The 24,201-nt window shown below is 50.5% G+C and carries 23 protein-coding genes; 14 read left to right on the forward strand and 9 right to left on the reverse strand.

Going from position 1 to position 24,201, the window contains the following annotated elements; translation table 11 throughout:
• Positions 1-57: 57 nt before the first annotated feature.
• The 3 genes from P2H89_RS26590 to P2H89_RS26600 all read right to left on the reverse strand — a co-directional run bounded on the left by P2H89_RS26590 (position 58) and on the right by P2H89_RS26600 (position 2,956).
• Entirely contained in the window at positions 58-1,359 is a 1,302-nt protein-coding gene (locus P2H89_RS26590) for a hypothetical protein (RefSeq protein WP_275832812.1), read from the reverse strand.
• A gap of 221 nt (positions 1,360-1,580) precedes the next feature.
• Positions 1,581-2,090, reverse strand: a complete 510-nt coding sequence (locus P2H89_RS26595) for a hypothetical protein (protein ID WP_275832814.1) — start codon at positions 2,088-2,090, stop codon at positions 1,581-1,583.
• Positions 2,091-2,179: 89 nt separating this feature from the next.
• The gene (locus P2H89_RS26600; protein ID WP_275832816.1) at positions 2,180-2,956 is read right to left on the reverse strand and encodes a (Fe-S)-binding protein; all 777 of its coding nucleotides are present in this window, start codon (positions 2,954-2,956) and stop codon (positions 2,180-2,182) included.
• An 81-nt stretch (positions 2,957-3,037) separates the two neighbouring features.
• On the opposite strand from P2H89_RS26600, the gene P2H89_RS26605 reads away from it, so the two are divergent.
• The 8 genes from P2H89_RS26605 to P2H89_RS26640 all read left to right on the forward strand — a co-directional run bounded on the left by P2H89_RS26605 (position 3,038) and on the right by P2H89_RS26640 (position 8,393).
• A complete protein-coding gene (locus tag P2H89_RS26605; RefSeq protein ID WP_275832818.1) occupies positions 3,038-3,739 on the forward strand; it encodes a Crp/Fnr family transcriptional regulator in 702 nt (233 codons plus the stop codon).
• 62 nt (positions 3,740-3,801) lie between these two features.
• Positions 3,802-4,266, forward strand: coding sequence for a YHS domain-containing (seleno)protein (locus P2H89_RS26610; protein ID WP_275832820.1), 465 nt, complete (start codon positions 3,802-3,804; stop codon positions 4,264-4,266).
• A 75-nt stretch (positions 4,267-4,341) separates the two neighbouring features.
• On the forward strand, positions 4,342-4,731 hold the full coding sequence (locus tag P2H89_RS26615) for a DoxX family protein (RefSeq protein WP_275832822.1): 390 nt from the start codon (positions 4,342-4,344) through the stop codon (positions 4,729-4,731).
• 91 nt (positions 4,732-4,822) lie between these two features.
• Positions 4,823-5,365 carry a YceI family protein gene (locus P2H89_RS26620; protein ID WP_275832825.1) on the forward strand — a complete coding sequence of 181 codons (543 nt, stop codon included), beginning with the start codon at positions 4,823-4,825 and terminating at the stop codon, positions 5,363-5,365.
• An 87-nt stretch (positions 5,366-5,452) separates the two neighbouring features.
• A complete protein-coding gene (locus P2H89_RS26625) occupies positions 5,453-5,953 on the forward strand; it encodes a hypothetical protein (protein ID WP_275832827.1) in 501 nt (166 codons plus the stop codon).
• On the forward strand, positions 5,941-6,669 hold the full coding sequence (locus tag P2H89_RS26630; protein ID WP_275832829.1) for an NRDE family protein: 729 nt from the start codon (positions 5,941-5,943) through the stop codon (positions 6,667-6,669). The genes P2H89_RS26625 and P2H89_RS26630 overlap by 13 nt, the downstream gene beginning before the upstream one ends.
• On the forward strand, positions 6,669-7,733 hold the full coding sequence (locus tag P2H89_RS26635) for a hypothetical protein (protein ID WP_275832831.1): 1,065 nt from the start codon (positions 6,669-6,671) through the stop codon (positions 7,731-7,733). The genes P2H89_RS26630 and P2H89_RS26635 overlap by 1 nt, the downstream gene beginning before the upstream one ends.
• Positions 7,734-7,745: 12 nt before the next feature.
• The gene (locus P2H89_RS26640; RefSeq protein ID WP_275832832.1) at positions 7,746-8,393 is read left to right on the forward strand and encodes a LysE family transporter; all 648 of its coding nucleotides are present in this window, start codon (positions 7,746-7,748) and stop codon (positions 8,391-8,393) included.
• Positions 8,394-8,608: 215 nt separating this feature from the next.
• Here P2H89_RS26640 and P2H89_RS26645 read toward each other — a convergent pair whose 3' ends face one another.
• Positions 8,609-9,937: a (Fe-S)-binding protein gene (locus P2H89_RS26645; protein WP_275832834.1), complete on the reverse strand. Its 1,329-nt coding sequence runs from the start codon at positions 9,935-9,937 to the stop codon at positions 8,609-8,611.
• A gap of 236 nt (positions 9,938-10,173) precedes the next feature.
• Here P2H89_RS26645 and P2H89_RS26650 point away from each other — a divergent pair, with 236 nt between their 5' ends.
• Positions 10,174-10,668 carry a phosphoribosyltransferase family protein gene (locus tag P2H89_RS26650; protein WP_275832836.1) on the forward strand — a complete coding sequence of 165 codons (495 nt, stop codon included), beginning with the start codon at positions 10,174-10,176 and terminating at the stop codon, positions 10,666-10,668.
• 9 nt (positions 10,669-10,677) lie between these two features.
• Here P2H89_RS26650 and P2H89_RS26655 read toward each other — a convergent pair whose 3' ends face one another.
• Positions 10,678-11,697 (reverse strand): DUF2279 domain-containing protein, encoded by a 1,020-nt coding sequence (locus P2H89_RS26655; protein ID WP_275832838.1) that lies wholly within the window; start codon positions 11,695-11,697, stop codon positions 10,678-10,680.
• Between the two features lie 160 nt (positions 11,698-11,857).
• On the opposite strand from P2H89_RS26655, the gene P2H89_RS26660 reads away from it, so the two are divergent.
• A complete protein-coding gene (locus P2H89_RS26660; RefSeq protein WP_275832840.1) occupies positions 11,858-13,585 on the forward strand; it encodes a phospho-sugar mutase in 1,728 nt (575 codons plus the stop codon).
• Positions 13,586-13,677: 92 nt separating this feature from the next.
• Positions 13,678-14,250 (forward strand): OmpH family outer membrane protein, encoded by a 573-nt coding sequence (locus P2H89_RS26665; RefSeq protein WP_275832841.1) that lies wholly within the window; start codon positions 13,678-13,680, stop codon positions 14,248-14,250.
• A 120-nt stretch (positions 14,251-14,370) separates the two neighbouring features.
• Here P2H89_RS26665 and P2H89_RS26670 read toward each other — a convergent pair whose 3' ends face one another.
• The 4 genes from P2H89_RS26670 to P2H89_RS26685 all read right to left on the reverse strand — a co-directional run bounded on the left by P2H89_RS26670 (position 14,371) and on the right by P2H89_RS26685 (position 19,890).
• Positions 14,371-16,563: a PQQ-binding-like beta-propeller repeat protein gene (locus tag P2H89_RS26670; protein ID WP_275832843.1), complete on the reverse strand. Its 2,193-nt coding sequence runs from the start codon at positions 16,561-16,563 to the stop codon at positions 14,371-14,373.
• The gene (locus tag P2H89_RS26675) at positions 16,544-17,341 is read right to left on the reverse strand and encodes a hypothetical protein (protein WP_275832846.1); all 798 of its coding nucleotides are present in this window, start codon (positions 17,339-17,341) and stop codon (positions 16,544-16,546) included. Before P2H89_RS26675 ends, P2H89_RS26670 begins: the two co-directional genes overlap by 20 nt.
• A 78-nt stretch (positions 17,342-17,419) precedes the next feature.
• Entirely contained in the window at positions 17,420-18,613 is a 1,194-nt protein-coding gene (locus P2H89_RS26680; RefSeq protein WP_275832848.1) for a Gfo/Idh/MocA family oxidoreductase, read from the reverse strand.
• Between the two features lie 68 nt (positions 18,614-18,681).
• Positions 18,682-19,890, reverse strand: coding sequence for a nucleoside permease (locus P2H89_RS26685; protein WP_275832850.1), 1,209 nt, complete (start codon positions 19,888-19,890; stop codon positions 18,682-18,684).
• Positions 19,891-20,335: 445 nt separating this feature from the next.
• On the opposite strand from P2H89_RS26685, the gene P2H89_RS26690 reads away from it, so the two are divergent.
• The 3 genes from P2H89_RS26690 to hutU are packed head-to-tail and all read left to right on the forward strand — an operon-like array spanning position 20,336 to position 24,119.
• Positions 20,336-20,827, forward strand: a complete 492-nt coding sequence (locus P2H89_RS26690) for a MarR family winged helix-turn-helix transcriptional regulator (protein ID WP_275832852.1) — start codon at positions 20,336-20,338, stop codon at positions 20,825-20,827.
• 2 nt (positions 20,828-20,829) lie between these two features.
• A complete protein-coding gene (gene hutH, locus P2H89_RS26695) occupies positions 20,830-22,398 on the forward strand; it encodes a histidine ammonia-lyase (RefSeq protein WP_275832854.1) in 1,569 nt (522 codons plus the stop codon).
• A 38-nt stretch (positions 22,399-22,436) separates the two neighbouring features.
• Entirely contained in the window at positions 22,437-24,119 is a 1,683-nt protein-coding gene (hutU, locus tag P2H89_RS26700; protein WP_275832856.1) for a urocanate hydratase, read from the forward strand.
• Positions 24,120-24,201 lie beyond the last annotated feature (82 nt).

Raw genomic sequence — 24,201 nt, forward strand, 5'->3', positions numbered from 1 at the left:
TGCAAATATTTGTATTTGCTTTTGTATTTGCAAGCCTTATCGCGTCATCTGCCTTAATTACAGCTTAACCAGTTTTACCGGAGCGGATTTATCCAGCATCCCATTAAAATATACGTAGTATTGGCCGCTGCCAAGCCCATGAAGATCGACAGTGATATTGTTAACACCGTTACCCAATGAAAGTGATCGTTTGATTACGGGGCGGCCAGTTTGGTCAACGATCAACAATTCTCCCTGTTGTACTCTGGGGGCCGCAATCGACAGGGTAGCGGTAGCTTGTTCTATTGGATTTGACAGTATGGTTATCTGCAATGAATTGACAGCAGCCAACAGGCGGATGGTGGAGGAGTAGGTAAACCGGCCGTCGATATCTCCCATCTTCAGACGATAGTACGAAGCGCCATTAACAGCTAATGAGTACTCGTATCTGGACGGTTGGTTACGGGCATTAACAGTTCCTGTATTAGTCCAGTTTGCTCCATCCCTGCTTCTCTCTATCATGAATGATTCCACGTTTTCTTCCCATGCAGTTTCCCAGACCAGTATGGCCAGGTCACCTCGCATAGTGCCTTTAAAGGAAGATAATTTTAATGGCATTGGCTGGCCCAGCACGCTGCCACAGCTGGTGCAGGGACTGACAACAGTAGCCGCGCCAATCACGACGGGTTGAGGAGCTGTTGCCCCAGCCAGCTGACAGATGTGTAAACCAGAAGTTGCCGAAATGGGATTGTTACCGGTGAAACTACTGCTGTAGCTTACACAGGCTATGCCGGTTGGTACCGTTGCTACATTGGTTTGGTTGTTCGTGATGTTGGTGGCATGGGCCGAGGCGTTGGCGCCAAAGCAGACATTGGCGCCCGAGTTGAGGATGATATCGTTAGCTGTAGCGGTTCCGTTATTAATGAATTGACCACTGTTGAAAACCGCCAACGATCCGTTTACCGTCATAGTGGCCCCGGCGGCGTTGAATATGAAAGTACTGCTACCCTGAACGTTTACATTCGCGTTGAAGGTTACCATGCCCGAGTTGAAAAAATTATTGGTGCCTGTATTAAAGCTGCCGTTAAATGTCACTGCGCCCACTGCTGTGATTACTACATCCCCACTGTTGATATTGATATTGGTGATTGTTACGGTTCCGCACAGCAATAAGGTTCCACCGTTCACGGTAATATTGGAAAAGGAACCTCCGGTACCATTGTAGTAATAGACTTGTCCGGCATTTATGGTCACGTTGTCGGCTAGCGGCGTTCCGGTGCCACAAACAATAAGAGGTACCGGATTGGGTGGCGAGCACTGTGCGGCACAATGAAGGGAGGTGCTAATTAAAAAGACGAAGGTTACAATCAGCATTCGCATATGGTCCGGTTTGATGGAGAAATAAGCTATAGCCTGGTAAGGTAGAAGGCTATAGTGGGAATATATTTTACGGCCGGGCCTGAAGGATTGGCGAAGTGAATTCTAAGGTATTGAAATTAGGAAGGATGGCAAATACAGATTTGCACGAACTTATAAATGCAGATCAGGCAGCCCTTTTTGTGGGCTGCCTGATTCCTGATATATTAATGTAGCGATGCTGTCTATGCCTTGATGGCAATTCGGCGCGTAAGCCAGCTCTCCTTTACCGGAATCATCCATTTGCTCTCCAGCTCTTCCTTGGTTTGAACCAGGTTGTTGAAGTAAATGGTATCGGGTGTAATGAAGTTATTGTCTACGGCATGTTGTAATTGCGCCAGCGGCAGCAACTGAACTTTGTCCTTTACCTGGAAGGCCAGCAACTGGCGGTCGAACAGTTGGATCTTGAACAGTTCTTCGATCTGTTTAATGAACCGAACAGAGCTATCGGTGCTGCACCCACTCACGCCCGTCGCGTTCTCATCGGCCATCAAAATGATGAACTGTCCAAAGAACAGGGTACCAAAACCCTTGACGGGGGTTCCGTGCGATTTCCAGTTCTCTACAAATGTATTGAGCAGTTCTTCGAATTGGAGGGCTTCACCCATAGAAAGCAGGCGGCTGCTTTGATAGATCCATACTCTCGAATCGGCGGCAAAATCAGCGGGTAACAAAGATTGATAATTCCAGTTCATGCCGCAAAGATACGAAAAACCGGTTTTGGGAAAGGATAGGGGGAAGGTCCTGTAACACAGGACCATAGATACAGTACGCGAATGGCCGCTTAGATCGACTGGGCGATCAGCTCGGCAATATCCAGCACCTGCACATTTTGTTCCTGCTCCTTGTTCTTAACACCATCCGTAAGCATGGTATTGCAGAAAGGGCAGGCAGAGGCGATGATATTGGCGCCGGTATCGAGGGCTTCGTTACTACGTTCAATGTTGATCCGTACTTCACCCTTTTCTTCTTCTTTGAACATTTGTGCGCCACCAGCTCCGCAACACAGGCCTTTGCTGCGGCAACGTTTCATTTCTACCAGCTCGGCGTCGAGAACCTCCAGCACTTTCCGGGGCGCCTCATAAATGTCATTGGCACGGCCCAGGTAACAGCTGTCGTGGTAAGTGATGCGTTTGCCTTTGAAGGGGCCGCCGCCCTGCAACACGATCTTGCCTTCATCGATGAGTTGCTGCAACAGGGTCGTGTGGTGGATCACCTCATAAGAGCCTCCCAGGGCTGGGTATTCGTTTTTGAAGATGTTGAAGCAGTGGGGGCAGGTGGTTACGATCTTTTTGATGCCATAGCCGTTCAATACCTGGATGTTCTGGTAGGCCATCATCTGGAACATGAACTCATTACCGGCACGGCGGGCGGGATCGCCGGTGCACATTTCCTCTTTGCCCATGATGGCGTAGTTGAGCCCTACTTTATGAAGGATGGTGGCAAACGCCTTGGTGATCTTTTGAGCGCGTTGATCGAAACTGCCCGAACAGCCCACCCAAAACAAAATATCCGGAGTTTGTCCACTGGCCATCATCTCTGCCATAGTAGGTACATGCATGCCATCAAAATTTGGGTGTAAATCTACTGCCAAAATACGAAACTCAAAACATTCATTACATTTGATAGCCCAATTGCCTGTATGCTGTCTGACGAAAAAATGTTGCTGATACGCCGGTACGATCTCTGGCGCCATATTTCCGATGAGGAATATGAAGCATTGAATGTGGTGCACAACTTCATCGAGGCAAAAAAGGGCGATTATATCTACTTCGAAGCTTTCCACCACAACAAACTATATTTCCTCAAGGAAGGACATGTACGCATCGGCTACATCAATGACAAGGGCGAAGAGGTGATCAAAGAGATCATCGAAAAAGGAGAGATATTCGGACAAATTACCCTCGAACGCAATAACCTGCAGGGAGAATTTGCCCAGGCTTACCGGCACGACGTAAGTCTCTGCGCCTTCACCATCGAGTCGTTCGAGCAGCTCTTGGCCAAAAAGCCCCAACTGGCGCTTAAATACAGCAAGCAGGTAGGCGCCAAGCTCCGTGTCATCGAAAACCGCCTGGTAAACCTGCTCAACAAGGACGTCAAAACGAGGCTCCTCCACTTTTTCTGGCTGCTGATACAGCAGCATCCCGAAGAAATGGCCGCCGGCCAGGTTCGTATCCCCAACTTTCTTACCCACGAAGACATCGCCCAGCTCATCGGGGCCAGTCGCCAAACCATTACCACCCTTATCAATGAACTTGCCCTCGAAGGCATTATCGGATTCAACCGGCAGGAGATCCGCATCCCGGATGTGAAAAAATTGCAAATACTGGTAAATGTCGGGTAGTCGACAAAAGCTCCAGTTACCCCTGAATAACTTCGACGTTCAAAATCAAAAATCTACGCGTCATGAAAAAGTTATTGGTTTGGTTATGTTTTGTGCTGTTGGCCGTTACCGCCTGGTCGCAGGATGCTACCGCCCTTCGCAAAAAGCAATTCAATGCCGAAGAAGGGCTGGGCATTCAGGGGTATGATCCGGTAGCCTATTTCACGGAAGGCAAAGCGGTCAAAGGGAGCAAAGAGCATGCGGTATATCACCAGGGAGTTACCTACTATTTTACCACCGCACAACATGCCGTAGCCTTTAAAAAAGCCCCTCCCCAATACGAGCCTCAGTATGGCGGCTGGTGTGCCTACGCCATGGGAACGAAAGGAGAAAAAGTACCGGTAGATCCCAAAACCTTCAAAATGCTCAACGGGAAACTTTACCTGTTCTACAACCGCTTCTTCAACAACACACTTACCTCCTGGAACAAGGATGAAGCGCATTTACAACCGCAAGCCGATAAGAACTGGGCGGGGCTCTACAAATAAGCAGTGACTTCGCCAGGCCATTGCGACGATCATAGCCCCGGGAGAAATGCCGGGCAAAACCTAAAACACATCATCATGAAACCGCTCACCATTTTCACCTGGGCACTGCGAATACTTGCTGCCCTCATATTGCTCCAAACCCTGTACTTCAAGTTTACGGCACATGAGCAGTCTGTCAAATTGTTCACCCAATTGGGCATGGAGCCCTGGGGGCGCATTGGCACGGGAGTCCTTGAGCTGATCGCATCCATACTGCTGCTGATACCCCGTACCACGGTGTATGGCGCCGGACTGGGAGCTGGCCTCATGGCGGGAGCTATTTTCTTTCACCTCACCAAGCTGGGTATCGTATTCGACGGCGATGCCGTACTGTTTACCTATGCCGTGGTCACTTTTATCAGCTGTCTGATACTGTTGTATCTTTGCAGGGCGCAACTCTTCAGGCTGCTGCGCCTGCAACACTAGGCAGGCTTTTAGATAAGTTGATCGCTAATTGATGAAAGGTAGCGCAGCTCTGCCAGAGGAGGAATACTTTTAGTAAAACAGGCATGGATATATGATTAGAAAGATGATGATGATGTGGGTAGCGATCACGTGGACTGCGGTTGCTTTTGCCCAAAACCTGGTACCCCTCGACGACAGTTCATCCGTTACATTTGTCATTAAGAACCTTGGTATAAACGTTAAAGGCAGTTTCACGGGTTTAGGAGGCACCATCCGTTTCGATCCGGCGCAGCCGGAAAATAGCGTATTTGACGTGTTTGTGGACGCGGCAACGGTCAACACGGGCAACAGGAAACGGGATGAACACCTCCAACAGGCCGACTTTTTTGACGTTAAGAACTTTCCGCATATCAAATTCGTATCTACGAAAGTTTCGCCCGGCAAGAAGGCTGGCACATTTTTTATGGAAGGTACCCTGACAATCAAATCGATATCATTGCCCATATCTTTCCCGTTTTCGGTAGAACCGGTGGCAGGAGGTTATAGAATGGAAGGTGGGTTTGGCACACGCAGGAAACCTTACGGAGTTGGCAGAACGAGCACCATCGCCAATAAGCTCAGCGTATCGCTGCAGGTGCTCGCCCTAAAAGCCTGAAATGTGCGTGAGGTGTTGATTAAAAATCAGTTAGCCGATTGGGCAGACGCTGAATTAGTGCTATTTTGCAATTAATAAAACCGACCGATGCAATTACAACAAGCTGTCAATACGGTATTCGTACAGCTTGCTGAGTCGCTTGCGCAGATCTCTCAGCAAGAATATGTGCAGCCATGTAAAACATTGTTCAATAATACCATTGGACAGCATGTGCGTCACGTCATTGAATTGTTCCAATGTCTCGAGAAGGGATACGATCAGGGAGTCGTCAACTATGAAAAACGCAAACGCGACCTCGCCATCGAAACCGATAAGGAGCTCGCCAGCCGCCTGCTACAGGAAATATACAGTGGCCTGGGCCGTAGCGATAAGCAACTCACCCTCGAAGCCACTTACGATGATCACGCTACCGAACCCTTATCCATCGCCACCAATTATTACCGCGAAGTAGCCTATAACCTGGAACACACCATACACCATATGGCGCTCATCCGCGTAGGGCTCACGGAAGTATCCACGATCACCCTGCCCGAAAATTTTGGCGTAGCCTCGTCTACCATCAAGTACAAGAAGCAATGTGCACAGTAACTTATATTCCTGCTCCCGATAAAGTCATACTCACCTCCAATCGTGATGAAAAACACGGACGTTCGCCCGCAATAGCGCCGGCTGTGTACGATCTTTCATCAGGTAAAGTGCTGTTTCCTAAAGATGCCGATGCCGGTGGCACCTGGATCGCCGCGCACGAAAACGGGCATGCCATCGTGTTCCTCAATGGTGGTTGGGTGGCGCACACGCCACAGCCTCCTTACCGGCGCAGCCGCGGATTGATACTGCTCGATCTGCTCAACAGCACGATGCCTTACCAGCATTTTCAAACCATACCGCTCGATAACATCGAACCATTTACTGCTATCATCTGGCAGGATGGTCAACTGTATGAATGCCGCTGGGATGGCCAACAGAAATATCAACTGGCGCTCGATACAGCCCAGCCATATATCTGGAGTTCGGTAACCCTGTACGATGAAACGGTGATTGCCCGCCGTAAGCAATGGTTCGAAAACTGGCTCGCCCGTCATCGCAGACCCTTCCAGGAAGATATCCTGGATTTTCATCAGTTTGCCGGTGATGGCGATTCGCACAACGATGTGCTGATGAATCGCAATGGACAGGTTTTTACCGTGAGTGTTACGTCACTCGCCATAGGCGACGATCAAATAGACATGCGCTACCTCGATCTCAACAGCAAACAGGCCCACACAAGCGATCTCTTCATCGAAAAAACAATGATGCTTCCCTGATGAACGTATTCCAACGCCTGTTACACCGTCCCTTTTTCATCAAATTGTTCAATTGGGAGTATTGGAGTTTTACACCGGTATATATCTGGATCTATCCCTTTTGGATCTATTGCTGTGTACGATGCCGCTCTTTGTTCTTTTTTGCGGCTGCCAATCCCCGTATTAAAAATGGAGGCTTCCTCAATGAATCGAAGAAAGACCTGGTTAGCCTCATTCCCGAGCAATACCATCCGCGTACTGCTTTTTTCAATATCCCCGCCAATGGAGAAGTAGCCTTGCTCGAACTGCGCAGGCAGGGATTGTCTTTTCCGATGATCGGCAAGCCCGATGTGGGAGGAAGGGGGCGCGGCGTAAAAGTGCTGGCCGATGAAGCCGCCGTACGTGATTATGTAGCCAATGCCTACCTCGATTTTCATATACAGGAATATGTACCCTGGAAAAATGAAGTGGGCATATTCTATTACCGCTATCCGGATGCTGCCCGTGGCCGCATATCCGGCATCGTCAAAAAAGAGTTCCTATCGGTTACTGGCGATGGTCAGCATAGCATCCGTCAGTTGCTGATGCAAAGCAAAAGGGCGCTGATGTATATGGAAAGCCTGGAGGCGATGCATGGCGAAAGGCTGAATGATATACTCCCGGCAGGCGAAAAACAGGTAGTATCTCCGTATGGCAACCACGCCCGGGGTTCGTTGTTTCTGGATCATTCGCACCTTGCCGATGAGGCATTGGAGGCGGTTATAGATGATATTTGCCACCAGATACCGGAATTTTATTTTGGACGGCTCGATATTCGGTATAATACTTTGGATGAATTGAAACAAGGACGCAACTTTGCGATCATCGAAGTGAATGGAGCTGGCGCCGAGCCCACCCATATTTATGACCCGCGGCATTCCTTGTTTTTTGCCTGGAAAGAGATCGTGCGGCATTGGTTCATATTAGAGCGCATCAGCCGTATGAACCATCGCCGGGGACACAAATACCTCACCTGGAAAGAAGGGGTGCAAATGTTCCGGGAGGATAAAGAGTGGTCGGCGAAACTGGCTGCCATGCCGAAATGATGAATTGACAACATGAAACTGTTACGCATATTTGTTACCGGGCTTTTTATCAGCTTCCTGGGCACATTGCCCTTGGGCACACTCAACGTGGCCGCCATGCAGATCTCTGTGGCTGATGGCATTCGCCCCGCGCTTTATTTTGCCCTGGGCGCGTTGCTGGTGGAGATGGGATATGTACGCTTGTCGCTCGTAGCGATGGATTGGGTACGTAAACAAAAGAAGCTCTTTCGTTGGCTCGAATGGTTTACCCTGCTGATCGTGGTAGCATTGGCCGTTACTACATTTATTGCAGCCGCTAACCCGTCGGGTGAAGGGAAAAACGTGATCCTCAGCAGTTCGATACATCGTTTTTGGCTGGGCGTCACCATGAGCGCTATCAATCCTATGCAGATACCCTTCTGGTTTGGCTGGAGTACCGTACTCTTCACCAAAAAAGTATTGCTGCCGCGGGCAGACCATTATAACTCCTATATCGTAGGCATCGGCATTGGTACATTCATTGGCAACTGCATCTTCATATTTGGTGGCCACCTCATGGTCGACCGGCTCAATGCCAACCAGAACGTCGTGAATTGGGTGATCGGCGGCATATTCGCAGTTACCGCGCTCATCATGGCCTGGAAAATGTGGCGGCACAAGGATGCGGCGGAGCAATTGTAGGACGACTTCACAAGGGACTGGAAACAAGAAGGCTTTCAACAGGCTCCACCCCGTAACACCGGGGCTTTTAAACTAGCCCAAAACGAGCCTGCAGCCGCTTGAAGCGAGAGAGGGCAGTGGTGCTATACCCCGCCTTACACAGACTATTTCCTGTTTTTCACAAAGAAAAAGGCCCTGCATCGCTGCAGAGCCTTCGGTAGTATCGTAAAAGAAGATTAAGATTGATTCTGTAACTCCTCCGCCCATTTGTCGCGGTCGTCCGGACTAAATTTCCAGGGGGCAAAGTTGTTCTCGATATTGCTGAACATGCCATTCCATTCCTGCGGTGCATTGCTTTCTTCCATGATCAGCGAGCGGCGAAGCTCGAGAATGATCTCCAGCGGACTGATGCTTACCGGGCACTCCTCCACACAGGCATTGCAGGTAGTGCAGGCGCGCAATTCTTCCGTAGTGATATAATTATGCAAAAGCGTTTTGCCATCGTCTTTGAACTCGCCATTGGCGTTAATGTTCTTACCCACTTCTTCCAGCCGGTCGCGGGTATCCATCATGATCTTGCGCGGTGATAAAGCCTTACCGGTTTGCGTAGCAGGGCACATGCTGCTGCAACGGCCACACTCTGTGCAACTGTAAGCATCCATCAGGTTGCGCCAGCTGAGGTCGGCCACATCTTTGGCGCCAAACTTGGCCGGTGGGGTAGCATCCGTAGGGGCCAGTTCGGGCTGCATCGCATACAATACCTCATTCTGGATCTCGGGCATATTGCGCATTTCACCCTTGGGCAACAAGCGTGTATAGTAAGCATTCGGGAAAGCCAGCAAAATATGCAGGTGCTTCGAAAAGGGCAGGTAATTGAGGAATGCGAAGATGCCGAGGATGTGCAACCACCAGCAAAAGCGCTCTACGCCTACAAGGGCGCCGTCACTGAGTCCGCTCAGCAAGGGCTGTAAAGCCTGCGAAACCACAAAGTTGCCGGTAACGTGGTCGCCATAGTGACCGTAACCGCGCGATTGTAACAGGGTGTCCGAAGCATTCAGCATCAGGAACAGGGTCATCAAAATGATCTCGGTGATCAGGATGTAGTTGGCATCGCTGCGGGGCCAGCCGTCCAGGTCGTGGCTGATGAAGCGTTTCAGTTTCATGATATTCCGGCGAACCAGGAAGGCCAGGCACACGCCGAACACACCTACTGCCAGTATCTCGAACGAATTGATGAGGAAAGTATAAAAGCCGCCCATGAAGCCGGCAAAAAGCCGGTGGGTACCGAATAGTCCGTCGATAAAGATCTCCAGCACCTCCAGGTTAATGATGATGAATCCGGCATAAATGATGAAGTGCATCAGGGCCACCATGGGGCGGCGGAACATTTTCTTTTGTCCGAAAGCGAGCAGGAATACATTCTTCCAGCGCTCATCCGATCGGTCATTGAACGGTTCATCCTTACCCAGCAGAATATTTCTCCTGATCTGAAGAACCTTTTTGGTGAAGATCCAGACGGCCACAACCGCCGCCACAAGAAACAGAAACTGTTGCAGGTATGCCATGCATTCGTAAATTGGTACCCGCTAAGATAAGCAAGGTTTCAGGATTTGCAGGCTTATAGAGATAATATTGACACGATAAGTAGTTCACAGGCAACTAACAAAGCCTATTGCAGCAGTTTTTGACAGCTGTAAAGCGGCCAGAGAAAAGACGCTGGCAGAGCTTACAATTGTAAATCACCCTGCTCTTTGTATTTTAGCAACCCGAAAAGCATATTTGAGTATTCAAATAAACAAGCATGGCAAAGAACTATATCCTGGATGCGGCAACAGCCAACAGAAAAATGCAAAGAATGGCCTACGAGATCGTAGAAAACAACCTGGACGAAAAACAGGTGATACTGGCTGGCATACGGGAAAGCGGCAGCGTGATCGCCCGCAATATCCAGCAGTTGCTGAACCAGATCGGCTACCTGCAAACAGAACTGATCACCATCACGCTCGATAAAAAGCAGCCGGCTGAGGTAACCCTTTCGCCAGCACCCGATTTCAATGATAAAGTGGTGATCATCGTAGATGATGTTGCCAATAGCGGCAAAACCATGCTATACGCCATCAAGCCTTTGCTGGCTTATCATCCGCGTAAGATCCAGACACTCGCGCTGGTAGAGCGAACCCACAAAGCGTATCCCATACATACTGATTATGTCGGATTATCGGTCGCCACCACGCTCCAGGAACATATATTCGTAGAGACCGAAGGCGAGCAAGTGCTCGGGGCTTATATGGAGTAGGGGGCAACGCTAAAAATAAACCCAATGTCCTTTCACCTTTCCTTTTGAAGTAAGCTCCAGGGTTGGGGCCGGAATCTTGACCATATTGAGGAGTGATAAGGCAGAGCGCAGGAACCTGCTCTTTGTTTTGATCTTGGTGAGGTCGATATCGGGACTCAGGTAGAAATGCCTGGTACGGGCAATGTCTGGCCGGTAGTGAGCTTCGCCGCCTTTGTCGGTCCAGCGGTTTTCATGTCCGCCCAGCATTCCATCTGCCGAATAGCCTACAGAAAGGTTGAGCCATTTGGGGAGATGGGTATTGGGCAAAAAAGATCGCAGGTTGGCGCTGAGCCAGTAGGTTTGCGAGTTATAATCTTTAAGGATCCTTTCCTGCACACTTTTGCCGAACAACTGATCGCGGCGGGCGCTTAGTTCAGGGGCATTGTAATCATAAGGCCAGTAGCTCAACTTCACCTGCAACCGCTGCTCCTGCCACAATAGTTGCTGAGCAGTATACAAGGCGGAGCCGGTGATGTTAGCCGCCATATCGCCCCAGCTAAAGCCCCATTCGTCCGAAAAACCGTCCTGTATTTCAATAATGCTTTGATAGGCAACTCCGCTCAGGCCACCCAGCCAGGCGCTTTGGTGGGGTTTTAATCCCGCCCAGTTCCAAAGCGCACCCGAAATACGGCTCATCTGATAGGCCGTCCACACATGGCCAGCCTTGTCCATTTGCTGCCACTCGCGGTTGTCATTGAAAAAGTGGAATGATGATTTGGGATAATCCTTGTACCAGGCCTGGTCGAGAGCAATGAAAGAAATGCCCCAAAGGGCTACATGGGCTCCGCCAACCAGCCACACCCGCCGCTTCTTTTGCTCACTGCTCAAATTGAGCCAGGGCTCATAGCGCATGTTTAACTTCTTGACGGAACTGTCGATGGTAACGAATTCGTAGGTAACAGGCAGGCTTTTTGCCAGGCTATCCGGCGAAACGGCTTGCGTACTATCCTGACCCGTAGCGGGCAGTGCGATGAAAATTAAGACGGCCAACAGAAGGGCCAACCAATTTATTGCTCTTAGTTTGCGGTAAAGCACAGTCAAAATTAACGATAACTTGTTGGGCGCTAATTTACAATAAATATGTGGCCTCGTTTGTTAATCTTCCCAATCTTAACGATATTAGTCCCCCAACTATAAAAACCGAATGAATATGGATGCTGCAATACAGGGCAAAGTGAGCGCATGGCTGACAGGCAATTTCGACCAGGCCACCAAAGAAGAGATCAAAAAATTACAGGCCGATAGTCCACAGGAACTGACAGAGAGTTTCTACAGAAGCCTCGAATTTGGAACCGGTGGCTTGCGCGGTATCATGGGCGTAGGTACCAACCGCATGAATAAGTATACCGTGGGTATGGCCACGCAGGGCTTTGCCAACTACCTGAAGAAAACATATCCCGGCGGTGTGATCAGGATCGCAATCGCACACGACAGTCGCAACAATAGCCGCTTTTTCGCAGAGATCACTGCCAATGTGATGGCGGCCAACGGCATCAAGGTATTCCTGTTCGAAGCTTTACGCCCCACACCGGAACTGTCTTATTCCATTCGCCACCTCGGTTGCCAGGCAGGTGTTGTTTGTACAGCTTCCCACAATCCTAAGGAATACAATGGTTACAAAGCATATTGGAGCGATGGCGGACAATTGGTACCCCCGCACGATAAAAATGTGATCCAGGAAGTAGAGAAGATCGCCAGCGTTGATGAAGTGCAGTGGGAAGGCGGCGAAGCCAATATCACCCTCATCGGTAAAGAACTCGATGAGGCCTATATCAAGATGGTGAAGAGCCTGAGCGTCTATCCCGAAGTGATCGCCAAACAACATGACCTCAAGATCGTTTATACACCCATACACGGTACTGGTATCACCCTGGTACCGGAAGTGTTGAAGACCTTTGGATTTACCAACGTAACCATTGTAAAGGAACAAGCGGTACCAGATGGCAATTTCCCTACCGTGGTTTATCCCAATCCCGAAGAGAGTGAAGCTATGAGCATTGGTTTGAAAAAAGCCAAAGAGATCGATGCCGATATCCTCCTCGGAACCGATCCCGATGCCGATCGCGTGGGTATTGCTATCAAGGACAAGCAAGGCAACTGGGTGCTCATGAATGGTAACCAGACTGCCGTACTGGCCTTCAACTACCTCATCGAAGCCCGCAAAGCCAAAGGCATTGCGCAGGCCAACGATATGGTGGTGAAGACTATCGTTACTACCGATATGATCGACAATATCGCTGCCCAGAACAAGATCAAGTGTTACAATGTACTCACCGGCTTCAAATGGATCGCCGAACTGATCAAGGAAAAAGAAGCATCAGAAAACTATGTGATCGGCGGAGAAGAAAGCTATGGACTAATGATCGGATCGCAGCTGCGCGATAAAGATGCCGTTTCTGCCGTGGCCTTCCTGTGCGAAATGGCAGCCTACGAAAAGGAAAAAGGATACACCCTGTATGATAAGCTCATCGACCTGTATGTGAAATACGGCTTCTTCAAAGAACATCTTATTTCCATAACCAAAAAGGGCATGAACGGACAAAAGGAGATTGCCGAAATGATGGAGACCTACCGCAGCAATCCGCCGAAAACGATCAATGGATCACCCGTCGTGCAGTTGCTCGATTATGAACTGCGCAAAGGAAAGAACCTGCAAACCGGAGAAGCGTGGGAGATCACCCTGCCTAAATCCAACGTATTGCAGTTCATACTCGCCGACGGCAGCAAGATCTCTGCCCGCCCCAGCGGTACCGAGCCCAAGATCAAATTCTACTTCAGCGTGAACACGAAGCTCGCCACAGCGGCCGATTTCGATAAAGTTCATAACGAGCTGAATGCGCGCATCGATGGTATTATAAAAGATATGCAACTGAAATAAAAGAAATGTTAATGCCGGCCTGACGACGCCGCATCAGGCAGCGTCAGGCCCGGTTTTCTTGACTTACATAAAAACAACTACAAACAACTAACATGCAAAAGAGAATTTCATTCGTGATCGTGGCAGTGGGCCTGCTCCTTTCGGCAGGAAAAGTGAATGCACAAGGGAAGATCGGGTACATCAGCCTCCAGGAACTGATCGTGGCTATGCCCGAGTTCAAAAAGGCCAATGAAGACATGGCAGACTATCAAAAAGCATTGCAGCAGCAAGCCAATGAATACCAGGAGTCATACGAGCGCCTGGATAGCATATTTGCAGCCGATTCCGTTAAGTGGACAAGCGCACAAAAGCAGGTGAAACGCCGCCAGCTCAACGAAGCTTACCTGAAAGCCGTAAACTTCAGCCAACAGGAAGCGCCTAAAATGCTCCAGGCAAGGGAACAGGAATTACTGGCACCGATACAGCAAAAAGCAGTAACCACTACCCAAACGGTGGCCAAAGAGAATGGCATAACCTATGTACTGAGCAAAGAGCAGCTGATCTCGTTCCCACAGGGCGATGATATACTGCCGCTAGTGGCTAAAAAGTTGAACATCACGCTCACCAAACCCGATGCAGCAGCGCCTGCCGCTACCAAGCCGGTTACGACAGCGCCCAAACAATAAGGCACAGGACAAAATGATACTTAGATCCCGGCACCAATTGCCGGGATTTTTTTATGGCATATGTCAGCGACATTTGGTGGTAGCATTCACCTCCCAGGGTTCAAGCGGGGGTAAGTTGATCTACTTGCTTTGAGGAGGCAGCGCAAAAGCCATGTAGGTGTCGCCTGAGGTGGTGCGCAATTTGCCGCCGCCACAGGCGATCACTATAAATTGACGACCATTCACTTCGTAAACAGAGGGCGTAGCGAAGCCCGGTGCCGGCAAATCATATTCCCACAAAAGTTTTCCGGAGAATTTATTGAAGGCGCGCAGTTTCCCATCCCTGGCAGCTGCAATGAATAACAGGCCTCCCGCCGTAACGACCGAACCTCCATAGTTCTCCGTACCGGTAGCCGGAACGCCCTTTGCTTTCAGTTCCGCGTATTCGCCCAGCGTCGTCTTCCACACATGATCGCCTGTATGCAGGTTGATGGCTGTGAGCGTACCCCAGGGTGGACTGATTGCCGGATAACCCTCGGGGCTCAGGAATTTGTAATATCCTGTCATGCTATAAGGAAGATTGAGAAAACTGTCGGCTTTGGAGGGTTGTAACTTGAACGACCGGCTTTGCTGTAGCTTTTGCTCCGTGATGAAGGACATGATTGCGGCTTTCTCTTCGGTGTTCAAATGACCAAACGCGGGCATCATTCTACGGCCCGAATTGATCAGCGATAACAGATCCGGTTCTTTATACCGGGTTGCAACACCGAGCAGGGAAGGGTAATTGCCAGCGCCTTTACGATCACCACCGTGGCACGACATGCAATGACGGTCATACAATCTTTTACCTGCCTGTCCGTAGTTTTCGGCCTTTGGTGGTCCCGTTTTGTTTTCCCGCATGGTGATCAGCCACGGCATCTCATTGGCATTCACATACAGCATACCCGTTTCGGGGTCGTACGAAGGGCCACCCCACTCGGCGCCGCCATCCAGACCGGGCAGCAATACCATCGTTTGCGTATTGGGTGGCATATACATGTTGCCATACCGATAACCTGCCAGGTCTTTTTTCAACTTCGCGCGTGAACTATCCGGTAAATAAGGATTGAGGTCATTATCCGTGAAACGTTGCCGCACGAAGGGCGCGGGTCGCGATACGATCGGTTGAGTAGGCCAAATCTTATCGCCGCGCAATGCTAAGCTGGTGTCGATCGCTTTTTCTTCGATCGGGTAAACCGGTTGACCTGTTTCACGATCAAAAATATATACCATGCCCTGTTTGGTAACCTGGGCAACAGCATCGACGGAGGCACCTTCTTTTTTTACCGTCACCAGCGCAGGCGCACAGGGCACATCGCGGTCCCATACATCATGGTGCACGAACTGGAAATGCCACTTGCGTTGGCCGGTTGCAGCGTCTAACGCAAGGAGACAGTTGGCAAACAGGTTGGCGCCAAGTCTTTTGCCTCCATAAAAATCGAAGGAAGCCGAGCCAGTAGGGGCAAAGAGAATACCGCGCTCTTTATCCAGCGCAAAACCTCCCCAGCTATTGGCGCCGCCAATATGCTGGTAAGCGTTGGGATCGTCCCAGGTATCGTATCCATATTCACCGGGTTGCGGAATGGTGTGGAATATCCATTTTATCTTTCCGCTGTGTACATCGTAGGCCCGGATATGTCCGGGCGCAGCAGCCGAACCTTCATCAACTCTTGAGCCCAGGATAAACAGGTCATTATAAATAATACCGGGCGAAGTTGCAGTCACGAAGCGATCGCCTACATCGCGTCCCAGGCCATCGTGCAGGTCAACCCGGCCATGGGTTCCAAAAGAATCCACCAGTTTACCTGTTGCTGCATTTACAGCGTAGACAAACGAACCGGCGGTGTATAGTATGCGCGCATCGTCACCTCCCTGCCAATAAGTAACGCCCCTGTTATTATTGAGAATAAATCGGGCGCCGTTGTTTTGCTGGGTTGAGTCGGCTGGGTCGAAGGTCCATTTGTGCTGACCGGTTGCTGCATCCACCGCAAACAGTTTAGTAGTGGGTGTAGTGCCGTACAAAATCCCGTTTACGATAATGGGATTACACTGTATCTGGGAAAAGTGAACGGTATCGGCATCGCCTGTACGATAAGCCCAGGCCGGCTCTAACTGCGAAACATTACTGGTATCGATTTGCCGGAGGGAAGAGTAATGGATGTTTTCTGCTGACCCGCCATAGGCAGACCATGAGACATATTCCTTTGTTGGCGCTTCGTTACAGGCAGTCCAAAGGCATACTGCGCAAATGAAGATCGTCGTAGGTAAGTTGCGATTAATGTATTTTGTCTCCATTGATGTGGGAGTATTTAAGAACCGATTTGCATAAAGTTTTAAACGGACCATCCCCGGGTGACCAATAATGCACCAGATGATGTTTACCATGTGCCATAACTTCAAGATACCAGCTGCCTCCATCGGCGCCGGGGTAAGGGCTGTCGTAAACGTTCCATTGCCAAAATCCAGCTGCGTCTATCCTGGTGAGTAGGTCTCGGACAGGTGAAGGATCGATCTGGGTTGTTGTCAGGGTATAGACCACGAAATCAACCACTGGCACTCTTTGTTTGTTTGAGAGAACCGAGAGATGGTCTATTTTTTCGTAAGGTGCGGGCGGGGGCACTATACCAGTCATATCTTCCTCACGTGCTACCCGCAATACGTACTCACCAAATTCCCTGTCCGCGACCATTTCCGCCTGTTCGCTGACAGACAAAAGTTGGATACTGTCTTTAAACGTCAGGCCTTTTTGCGTTTGATCAACTTCTTTAACCACGATTTCTTTGTTGTCGATTCGTATTACAAAAGGATCACGCAATGATTCACAATACACAAAACGGACAACCGGCGTATTAATCCCATAATTGGGCAAAGGCTTTTCTCCTATGGCTGAGAGAAATTTAGGGAGCACAACGAGGGATATGGAGTCTTTGGCCGTCCATTTTCCTCCATCGGGGAAATACCTGGAAATGCCATCGTTCCAGTCGTAATGGGCAATTTCCTGGGTGGTAGATTTCTTTCCTTTTAGAATGCACGAAGTCAAAAGTAGGGAGACAAACAGGCAGCAATACTTCATACCCATAAGATAAAAATAAAACAGGGATGCCGCAATTAAATCTGCTGCATCCCTGCACTTATATGACCAGATCGGAAATTATCCTAATGTCTTCTCGCTGATCTTGCCGGTCTTTTTGTTCTTGATGATCACCTTTTTCGCGCCGTAGTGCGTCACTTCTTCCTTCACCAGGTAGTGGTCGGCATCGTATTCGGTGAGGTGACCGTCCTTGGTAACGCCTTCCTTACCACGCCATACCTCCAGCTTAACGGGTTCCCATTGCTTGCTCTTGGCAGAACGGTAGGCGGCATCGAGGATGCAGTTCACCACATAGCCGTCGTAGAACGTTTCTTTGGGATCTTTGCCGCTCTCAGCAGCATCGAACATGTCCATGAACATATGGTTATAACCCAGTTCGTTCAGCTCATCGCCTACGGGGAACAACCAGCCTGTATTGCTTTCTGCTTTTTCAGCTACATAGTCAGCCCCTTTACCGGTGGTGAACATATCGAAACCGGTACGCAGGAAGCTATTGATCCAGATCGTTCCTTCCGAACCCATTACTTCGTCGCGCAGGTCGAGCCCGCCGCGGAATGTCCAGCTTACTTCAAACTGGCCAATAGCGCCATTCTCGTATTTCACCAAACCAATAGCGTGATCTTCCGCATCGATGGGTTTTACCTGCGTATCGGCCCAGCACATCACCTCTACAGGTTTGATGTCTTTACCGATATAGCTGCGGGTGATCTCCACGCAATGACAACCCAGGTCGAGGATACAACCGCCGCCTGCTTGTTCAATGTCCCAGAACCAATCGCTGTGCGGGCCAGGATGCGTTTCGCGCGATTTGGCCCACAGGATACGACCCAATGCACCGTTCTTCACGCTTTCGAGGGCCTTGATGAACTTGGGAGTATAAACGAGGTCTTCGAGGTAGCCATTGAAAATGCCGGCTTTCTCTACCGACTCCAGCATGCGCTTGGCTTCTTCGCCATTGCGACCGAGTGGCTTGGTTGTGATCACTGCTTTCTTGTGCTTGCAGCACAGCATTACGGCTGCTTCGTGGAGGTTATTGGGCAAAGCGATACAAACCATATCTACTTCTGGATGGGCAATGGCTTCTTCCATATCGATGGTCCAGTGCGGCACCTTGTAATCCTCCGCAAACTTTTTAGCACTCTCTTCGCGGCGCGAATAAATACTTACGATCTTATCCTTACTTCTGTAGCCCTGAATAGAATCGGCATAAAAACGGCCGATGAACCCGGAGCCTAACATGGCAATGCGTTGCATAAATATTTGTTTAAGTTGATGGTTGTTGTTGAAAACAGGCTAATCGTGCCGGCCTGCGAGGCAACCGCTTAAGCGGCCTGTGATATCTCTTTTTTCTCGCGGAAAAAGAGCGTGAAATATACGATCACCGCCACTGCAATGATGGCAGGTACATACCAGATGCTCTTCCAGTCGTGCGCTGTAGTAGCACCGGCAATGGTATACTTGTCGACGATGATGCCCGAGAACCAGGTACCAATCAGCATACCCAGACCATAAGTGGCAAAGGTAAATAAACCCTGGGCCGCATTTTTGATCTTTTCGCCTGCTTTCTTTTCAGTATACATATATCCGGTTACAAAGAAGAAGTCATAACAAATACCGTGCAGAATGATACCGGCATACAACATCCAGGTATTGCTGCCTGCATCGCCATAGGCAAATGCAACATAGCGCAGCACCCAGGCGGCCATGCCCAGCAACAACATTTTCTTCACGCCAATCCTGTTGAACAGGAATGGAATGGCAACAATGAAGATCGCTTCGGAAAACTGCCCCAGGATCATCTTCTGAGCCGGTTTGTCAAGGCCAACTTCGTTCAGGAAGGGGTTGGCAAAGCCATAGTAGAAGGAAAGGGGAATACATACGAGGATGGCTGCGATAAAGAAAATGAGGTATGATTTACTTTTCAGCAACACGAAAGCGTCTTTACCGAGCATCTTGCCAAAAGAAGCTTCTTCGCCTTTGGCTTTGGGAGGTGTATTAGGCAATGCAAAGCTGTACAGACCCAAAGCGGCCGAAGCGGCAGCAGCGATCAGGAAGGTCGTATTGCTCTTTTCAATAGCCAGACCACCAACGGTAAAGCCGGCCACGATCCAGCCCAAGGTACCAAACACACGGATCCAGGGGAATTGCTTGCCGGGATCGCTCATTTGTGAAAAAGCAATGCTATTCGATAAAGCGATCGTAGGCATGTACAAAAGGGAATAGCCAAGGATCACCCAATAGAAGGGGCTATTGCTCTCTACCTGGGTGGCCAGGAACAACATAGCAGCGCCAAGCAGGTGCAAAACACCCATAATGCGTTGGGCGGCAAAATACCGGTCGGCCACCAGGCCTACGAAAAAGGGTGAAATAATGGTAGCTAAAGCCAATGCGCTATAAGCGGCGCCGATCTGAACCCCCGATGACTGCAGGTGCTCACCCATATAAGTTCCCATCGTCACATACCAGGCCCCCCATATAAAGTATTCGAGGAACATCATCAATCCAAGCGAAACGCCAGTCGTAGTTTTCATTAGTCGTGTTTGTTCTGTTTTAGTTAGAAAGAATAAGCGTGGCGAAAATTACGAAACAATCTCTTATTAGCTGCATCGTTTTAGAACTAACCTTTCAGCCGTTTTTGAGGGTGCGCGAACCTGGTCGAACTAGCCCGGAAATGGAGCATGGCCCGCTAATCCCTGTCGTTGGTCCGGATCGAATAGAAAGTTGTATTGCCTCTTCCATATCCTCACTTATCTAAGCGCCCAACGCCGGGGTCGCCTAAGGTGCCTGGGTGGCCATGATGCCTGGCTGTCACGACGCATGTCGGGATTGCCTAAGGTGCATACTGTGCCTAAGATTGCTTGATGCCTGCGCTGCCTCAGTTGTCCCGGCGCATGCCGGGATTGCCTCACTGCCTTTCTTCCCCCCCTTGCTCATTTCCCCAAAATCCCTACATTTGTATAAGTACTTATATAATTTATGAACTTCTACGAATCCCTCGGTTTTCTCGTCTTCGGCAGCCGCCTGCGCAGGCTCAGCGAAACCTTCCTGGGCGACGTAAACCGCATTTACGAAGCCCATAACCTTACTTTCGACGCAGCCTGGTTTCCCGTATTCTATATCCTGTCAAGAAAAGAAACCGTTTCCATCCGGGATATAGCCGACGAACTCCTCATCTCGCACTCCTCCGTAAGCCAGCTGGTGAGTGCCCTGCAGCAAAAAGGACTCGTCAAAACCACCGCCGACCCCAACGACGCACGCCGGAAGGTCGTAGCGTTCACGCCCAAAGGAAAAAAGTTACAGCAACAAATAGCACCCGTTTGGACCGCCCTGTCAACAGCCATGGAACAACTCGTCAACGAAGGCCGCCACAGCAAGCAATTGCTCAAAGCCATCGGTGAAATGGAGTCGGGCATGGCAGCACGCAGCCTGTTCGACCGGGTAGAACAAATCATGAATCATAAAGATTGATTATGGCCAACGAAAAAGTATTTGAATACGGTATCGATCAGCTCACTGTCGGAAAAGCACTGGCGATAGCCAGCGGCGCCATCAAGGGCGTTATCAGCAAAGAGGCGCGCGAACGCATCATTCGCAGCCAGCAACAGGTACAGCAGATCGTCGATGACGACCGTACCGTATATGGCATCACCACCGGCTTTGGTATCCTCGCCAATGCGAAAATATCCGACGAAGACACCCGCATCCTGCAGCATAAAATATTACAAAGCCATAGCGTAGGGGTAGGAGAGCCCATCCCCACAGAGATCGCCAAGCTGATGCTGATCACCAAGATGCAGGCCCTCGCCAAAGGATACTCCGGCGTACAGCTCGAAACCCTCGAGCGCATCAACTGGCATATCGAAAATGATGTAATACCCATTGTGCCGGAGAAGGGAAGTGTCGGCGCCTCCGGCGATCTGGCGCCACTCGCACACCTCTGCCTGCCACTCATCGGCCTGGGCGAAGTGATCTACCGCGGCCATCGCTACAAGTCGCAGGAAGTATTGCAGCAGTTCCAGCTGCAGCCCATACAACTCGGTCCCAAAGAAGGACTGGCCCTCATCAACGGCACCCAGTTTATTCTTTCCTTTGCCGTCAAAGCTGTTCAACGCATGCACTACTGCCTCGAGGTAGCCGACGTCATCGGCGCCATGAGCCTCGAAGCCCTTACTGGCACCCAGGCTCCCTTCGATGCACGATTACACCAGCTACGTCCCTTCGCCGGCACCCAGCTCGTAGCCCAACGCCTACGCCTGTTGTTGGACGACTCTGCGATCATGCAAAGTCATGTCGATTGCGGCCGCGTGCAGGATCCCTATTCCCTGCGCTGTATGCCACAGGTACACGGCGCCTCCCGCAATGCCTGGCTGCACCTGAAGGAACTCACCGAAGTTGAATTGAACTCCGTGACCGATAATCCCATCATCCTGAGTGCCAACGATACCATCAGCGGCGGCAATTTTCACGGCCAGCCATTGGCCCTGCCGCTAGACTATGCCTGCTTTGCCGCCGCAGAAATAGGCAATATCGCCGACAGGCGCTGTTACCTGCTGCTCGAAGGTAAATGGGGCCTCCCCATGCTGCTCATGAAGAATGTAGGACTCAACAGTGGATTCATGATTCCGCAGTACACAACCGCCGCCCTCGTTACCGAGAACAAAACATTGTGCTTCCCCGCCAGCGCCGATAGCATACCCACGTCACTCGGTCAGGAAGATCACGTAAGCATGGGCAGCATCAGCGGCCGCAAACTCAACCAGGTGCTCGACAACCTCGAGTACATACTGGCCATCGAGCTTCTCAGCGCCAGCCAGGCCATCGAGTTCCGTCACCCCACCAAAAGCAGCGCCATCCTCGAGTTCGCACACGAACACGTACGCCGCATCGTAAGCTTTGCCGAAGAAGACAGGATATTCGCGGAAGACATCAATAAGATCAGGTCCATCATTCACGACTTCTCTTTTGTTGAAGCCGTGAATACCTACACCTCCCTGGCCGGAGTTGAACTCAATAAAGGGTACGAACCGTTTGGCATATAAAGTCCCAAACAAAAACATCAACGCATAAAACGATGCATATGGAAAATACTACTGTTCGCCGTTATGATCCCGTAAAGTATAAAACACCTACGGGCAATCAACTCACCTGCAAAGGATGGGTACAGGAAGCAGCCCTGCGTATGTTGCTCAACAACCTCGATCCGCAGGTGGCCGAAAGGCCCGACGATCTCATCGTATATGGCGGTCGCGGAAAAGCAGCCCGCAACTTCGAAGCACTCGACCTCATCATCAAAGGACTTAAAGACCTGGGTGACGATGAAACCCTGCTCATCCAAAGCGGTAAACCCGTAGGCATCCTGAAAACGCATCCCGATTCACCCCGCATATTATTGTCCAACTCCCAACTCGTTCCCCGTTGGGCAACCTGGGAGCATTTCGACGCCCTCGAAAAGAAAGGCCTCATGATGTATGGACAAATGACCGCCGGCTCCTGGATCTATATCGGCTCACAGGGCATCGTGCAAGGCACCTACGAAACCTATGCGGCTGCTGCCAATAAACATTTTGGTGGTACACTGAAAGGAACATTGAACGTAACCGCCGGCCTCGGTGGCATGGGCGGAGCACAGCCACTTGCCATCACCATGAACGAAGGCGTAGCCCTCATCGCCGAAGTAGAAAAATGGCGCGCCGAAAAACGCCTCGAAACAAAATACCTCGATCTGCTGATAGACGACATCGACGAAGCGATCGACCGTGCCCTCGAGGCCAAACACAAAGGTGAAGCACTGTCCATCGGTGTTTGGTGTAATGCTGTTACCCTGCTTGAACGCCTCATCGCCCGCAAGGTAGTACCCGATACCCTTACCGATCAAACATCGGCCCACGATCCCCTCATCGGCTACTGGCCCCATACGATCAGCTACGAACAAGCGAAAGTGTTACGCGAGCAGGATCCCAAACAATACGTCGACCTCGCATACGATTCCATGCGCGTGCACGTAGAGCTCATGCTGGAATTGCAAAAACGCGGCGCCATCACCTTCGATTATGGCAACAATATCCGTGCAAGGGCACAGGAGCGCGGACTGCAAAATGCATTCGACTTCCCGGGCTTCGTACCGGCTTACATTCGTCCGCTCTTCTGCGAAGGCAAAGGCCCCTTCCGCTGGGCAGCCCTCAGCGGCGACCCGGCCGATATTGCTGTCACCGATCAGGTGATCGGCGACATGTTCCCCGAAAACCAATCGCTGCAACGTTGGTTACGGCTCGCTAAAGAAAAGATCGCCTTCCAGGGATTGCCGGCCCGCATCTGCTGGCTCGGACAGGGAGAACGAGAAAAAGCCGGGCTCGCCTTCAACGAACTCGTGCGCACCGGAAAAGTAAAAGCACCCATCGTTATTGGCCGCGATCACCTCGACACAGGGTCCGTAGCCTCACCCAATCGCGAAACCGAAGCTATGAAAGATGGTAGTGATGCAGTGGCCGATTGGCCCTTGCTCAATGCACTCGTCAACACCGCAGGCGGAGCCTCCTGGGTTAGTCTGCATCATGGCGGTGGAGTAGGCATGGGCTATAGCATACATGCCGGCATGGTCATCGTGGCCGATGGAACAACAGCAGCAGCAGCACGCCTTGCCCGTGTATTGCGTAATGATCCCGGTATGGGCGTTATTCGCCATGCCGACGCAGGATACGAACTGGCGCAAACAACCGCCACGGCAAATGGTTTAGATATAAAAGAACGACTCGATAAATAAGTTTTGAAGAACCACTACTGCCTGCGGGATGTGCTATCCTGTCAGGCAGTTTTTTTTGCAGCTTGTTTAAGCTAAGCCCCTT

Source organism: Paraflavitalea sp. CAU 1676, assembly GCF_029223285.1.
Taxonomy (GTDB): Bacteria; Bacteroidota; Bacteroidia; order Chitinophagales; family Chitinophagaceae; genus Paraflavitalea.

Bases quoted from the DNA above. Each gene is read 5' to 3' on its own strand.
- P2H89_RS26640 (WP_275832832.1), top strand. From the start codon at position 7,746: ATGAAACTGTTACGCATATTTGTTACCGGGCTTTTTATCAGCTTCCTG.
- P2H89_RS26690 (WP_275832852.1), top strand. From the start codon at position 20,336: ATGAACTTCTACGAATCCCTCGGTTTTCTCGTCTTCGGCAGCCGCCTG.
- P2H89_RS26605 (WP_275832818.1), top strand. From the start codon at position 3,038: ATGCTGTCTGACGAAAAAATGTTGCTGATACGCCGGTACGATCTCTGG.
- P2H89_RS26670 (WP_275832843.1), bottom strand. From the start codon at position 16,563: ATGGAGACAAAATACATTAATCGCAACTTACCTACGACGATCTTCATT.
- P2H89_RS26610 (WP_275832820.1), top strand. From the start codon at position 3,802: ATGAAAAAGTTATTGGTTTGGTTATGTTTTGTGCTGTTGGCCGTTACC.
- P2H89_RS26600 (WP_275832816.1), bottom strand. From the start codon at position 2,956: ATGCATGTACCTACTATGGCAGAGATGATGGCCAGTGGACAAACTCCG.
- P2H89_RS26590 (WP_275832812.1), bottom strand. From the start codon at position 1,359: ATGCGAATGCTGATTGTAACCTTCGTCTTTTTAATTAGCACCTCCCTT.
- P2H89_RS26685 (WP_275832850.1), bottom strand. From the start codon at position 19,890: ATGAAAACTACGACTGGCGTTTCGCTTGGATTGATGATGTTCCTCGAA.
- P2H89_RS26595 (WP_275832814.1), bottom strand. From the start codon at position 2,090: ATGAACTGGAATTATCAATCTTTGTTACCCGCTGATTTTGCCGCCGAT.
- P2H89_RS26660 (WP_275832840.1), top strand. From the start codon at position 11,858: ATGGATGCTGCAATACAGGGCAAAGTGAGCGCATGGCTGACAGGCAAT.
- P2H89_RS26635 (WP_275832831.1), top strand. From the start codon at position 6,669: ATGAACGTATTCCAACGCCTGTTACACCGTCCCTTTTTCATCAAATTG.
- P2H89_RS26615 (WP_275832822.1), top strand. From the start codon at position 4,342: ATGAAACCGCTCACCATTTTCACCTGGGCACTGCGAATACTTGCTGCC.
- P2H89_RS26665 (WP_275832841.1), top strand. From the start codon at position 13,678: ATGCAAAAGAGAATTTCATTCGTGATCGTGGCAGTGGGCCTGCTCCTT.
- P2H89_RS26620 (WP_275832825.1), top strand. From the start codon at position 4,823: ATGATTAGAAAGATGATGATGATGTGGGTAGCGATCACGTGGACTGCG.
- P2H89_RS26680 (WP_275832848.1), bottom strand. From the start codon at position 18,613: ATGCAACGCATTGCCATGTTAGGCTCCGGGTTCATCGGCCGTTTTTAT.
- P2H89_RS26645 (WP_275832834.1), bottom strand. From the start codon at position 9,937: ATGGCATACCTGCAACAGTTTCTGTTTCTTGTGGCGGCGGTTGTGGCC.
- hutU (WP_275832856.1), top strand. From the start codon at position 22,437: ATGGAAAATACTACTGTTCGCCGTTATGATCCCGTAAAGTATAAAACA.
- P2H89_RS26630 (WP_275832829.1), top strand. From the start codon at position 5,941: ATGTGCACAGTAACTTATATTCCTGCTCCCGATAAAGTCATACTCACC.
- P2H89_RS26650 (WP_275832836.1), top strand. From the start codon at position 10,174: ATGGCAAAGAACTATATCCTGGATGCGGCAACAGCCAACAGAAAAATG.
- P2H89_RS26675 (WP_275832846.1), bottom strand. From the start codon at position 17,341: ATGAAGTATTGCTGCCTGTTTGTCTCCCTACTTTTGACTTCGTGCATT.
- P2H89_RS26625 (WP_275832827.1), top strand. From the start codon at position 5,453: ATGCAATTACAACAAGCTGTCAATACGGTATTCGTACAGCTTGCTGAG.
- hutH (WP_275832854.1), top strand. From the start codon at position 20,830: ATGGCCAACGAAAAAGTATTTGAATACGGTATCGATCAGCTCACTGTC.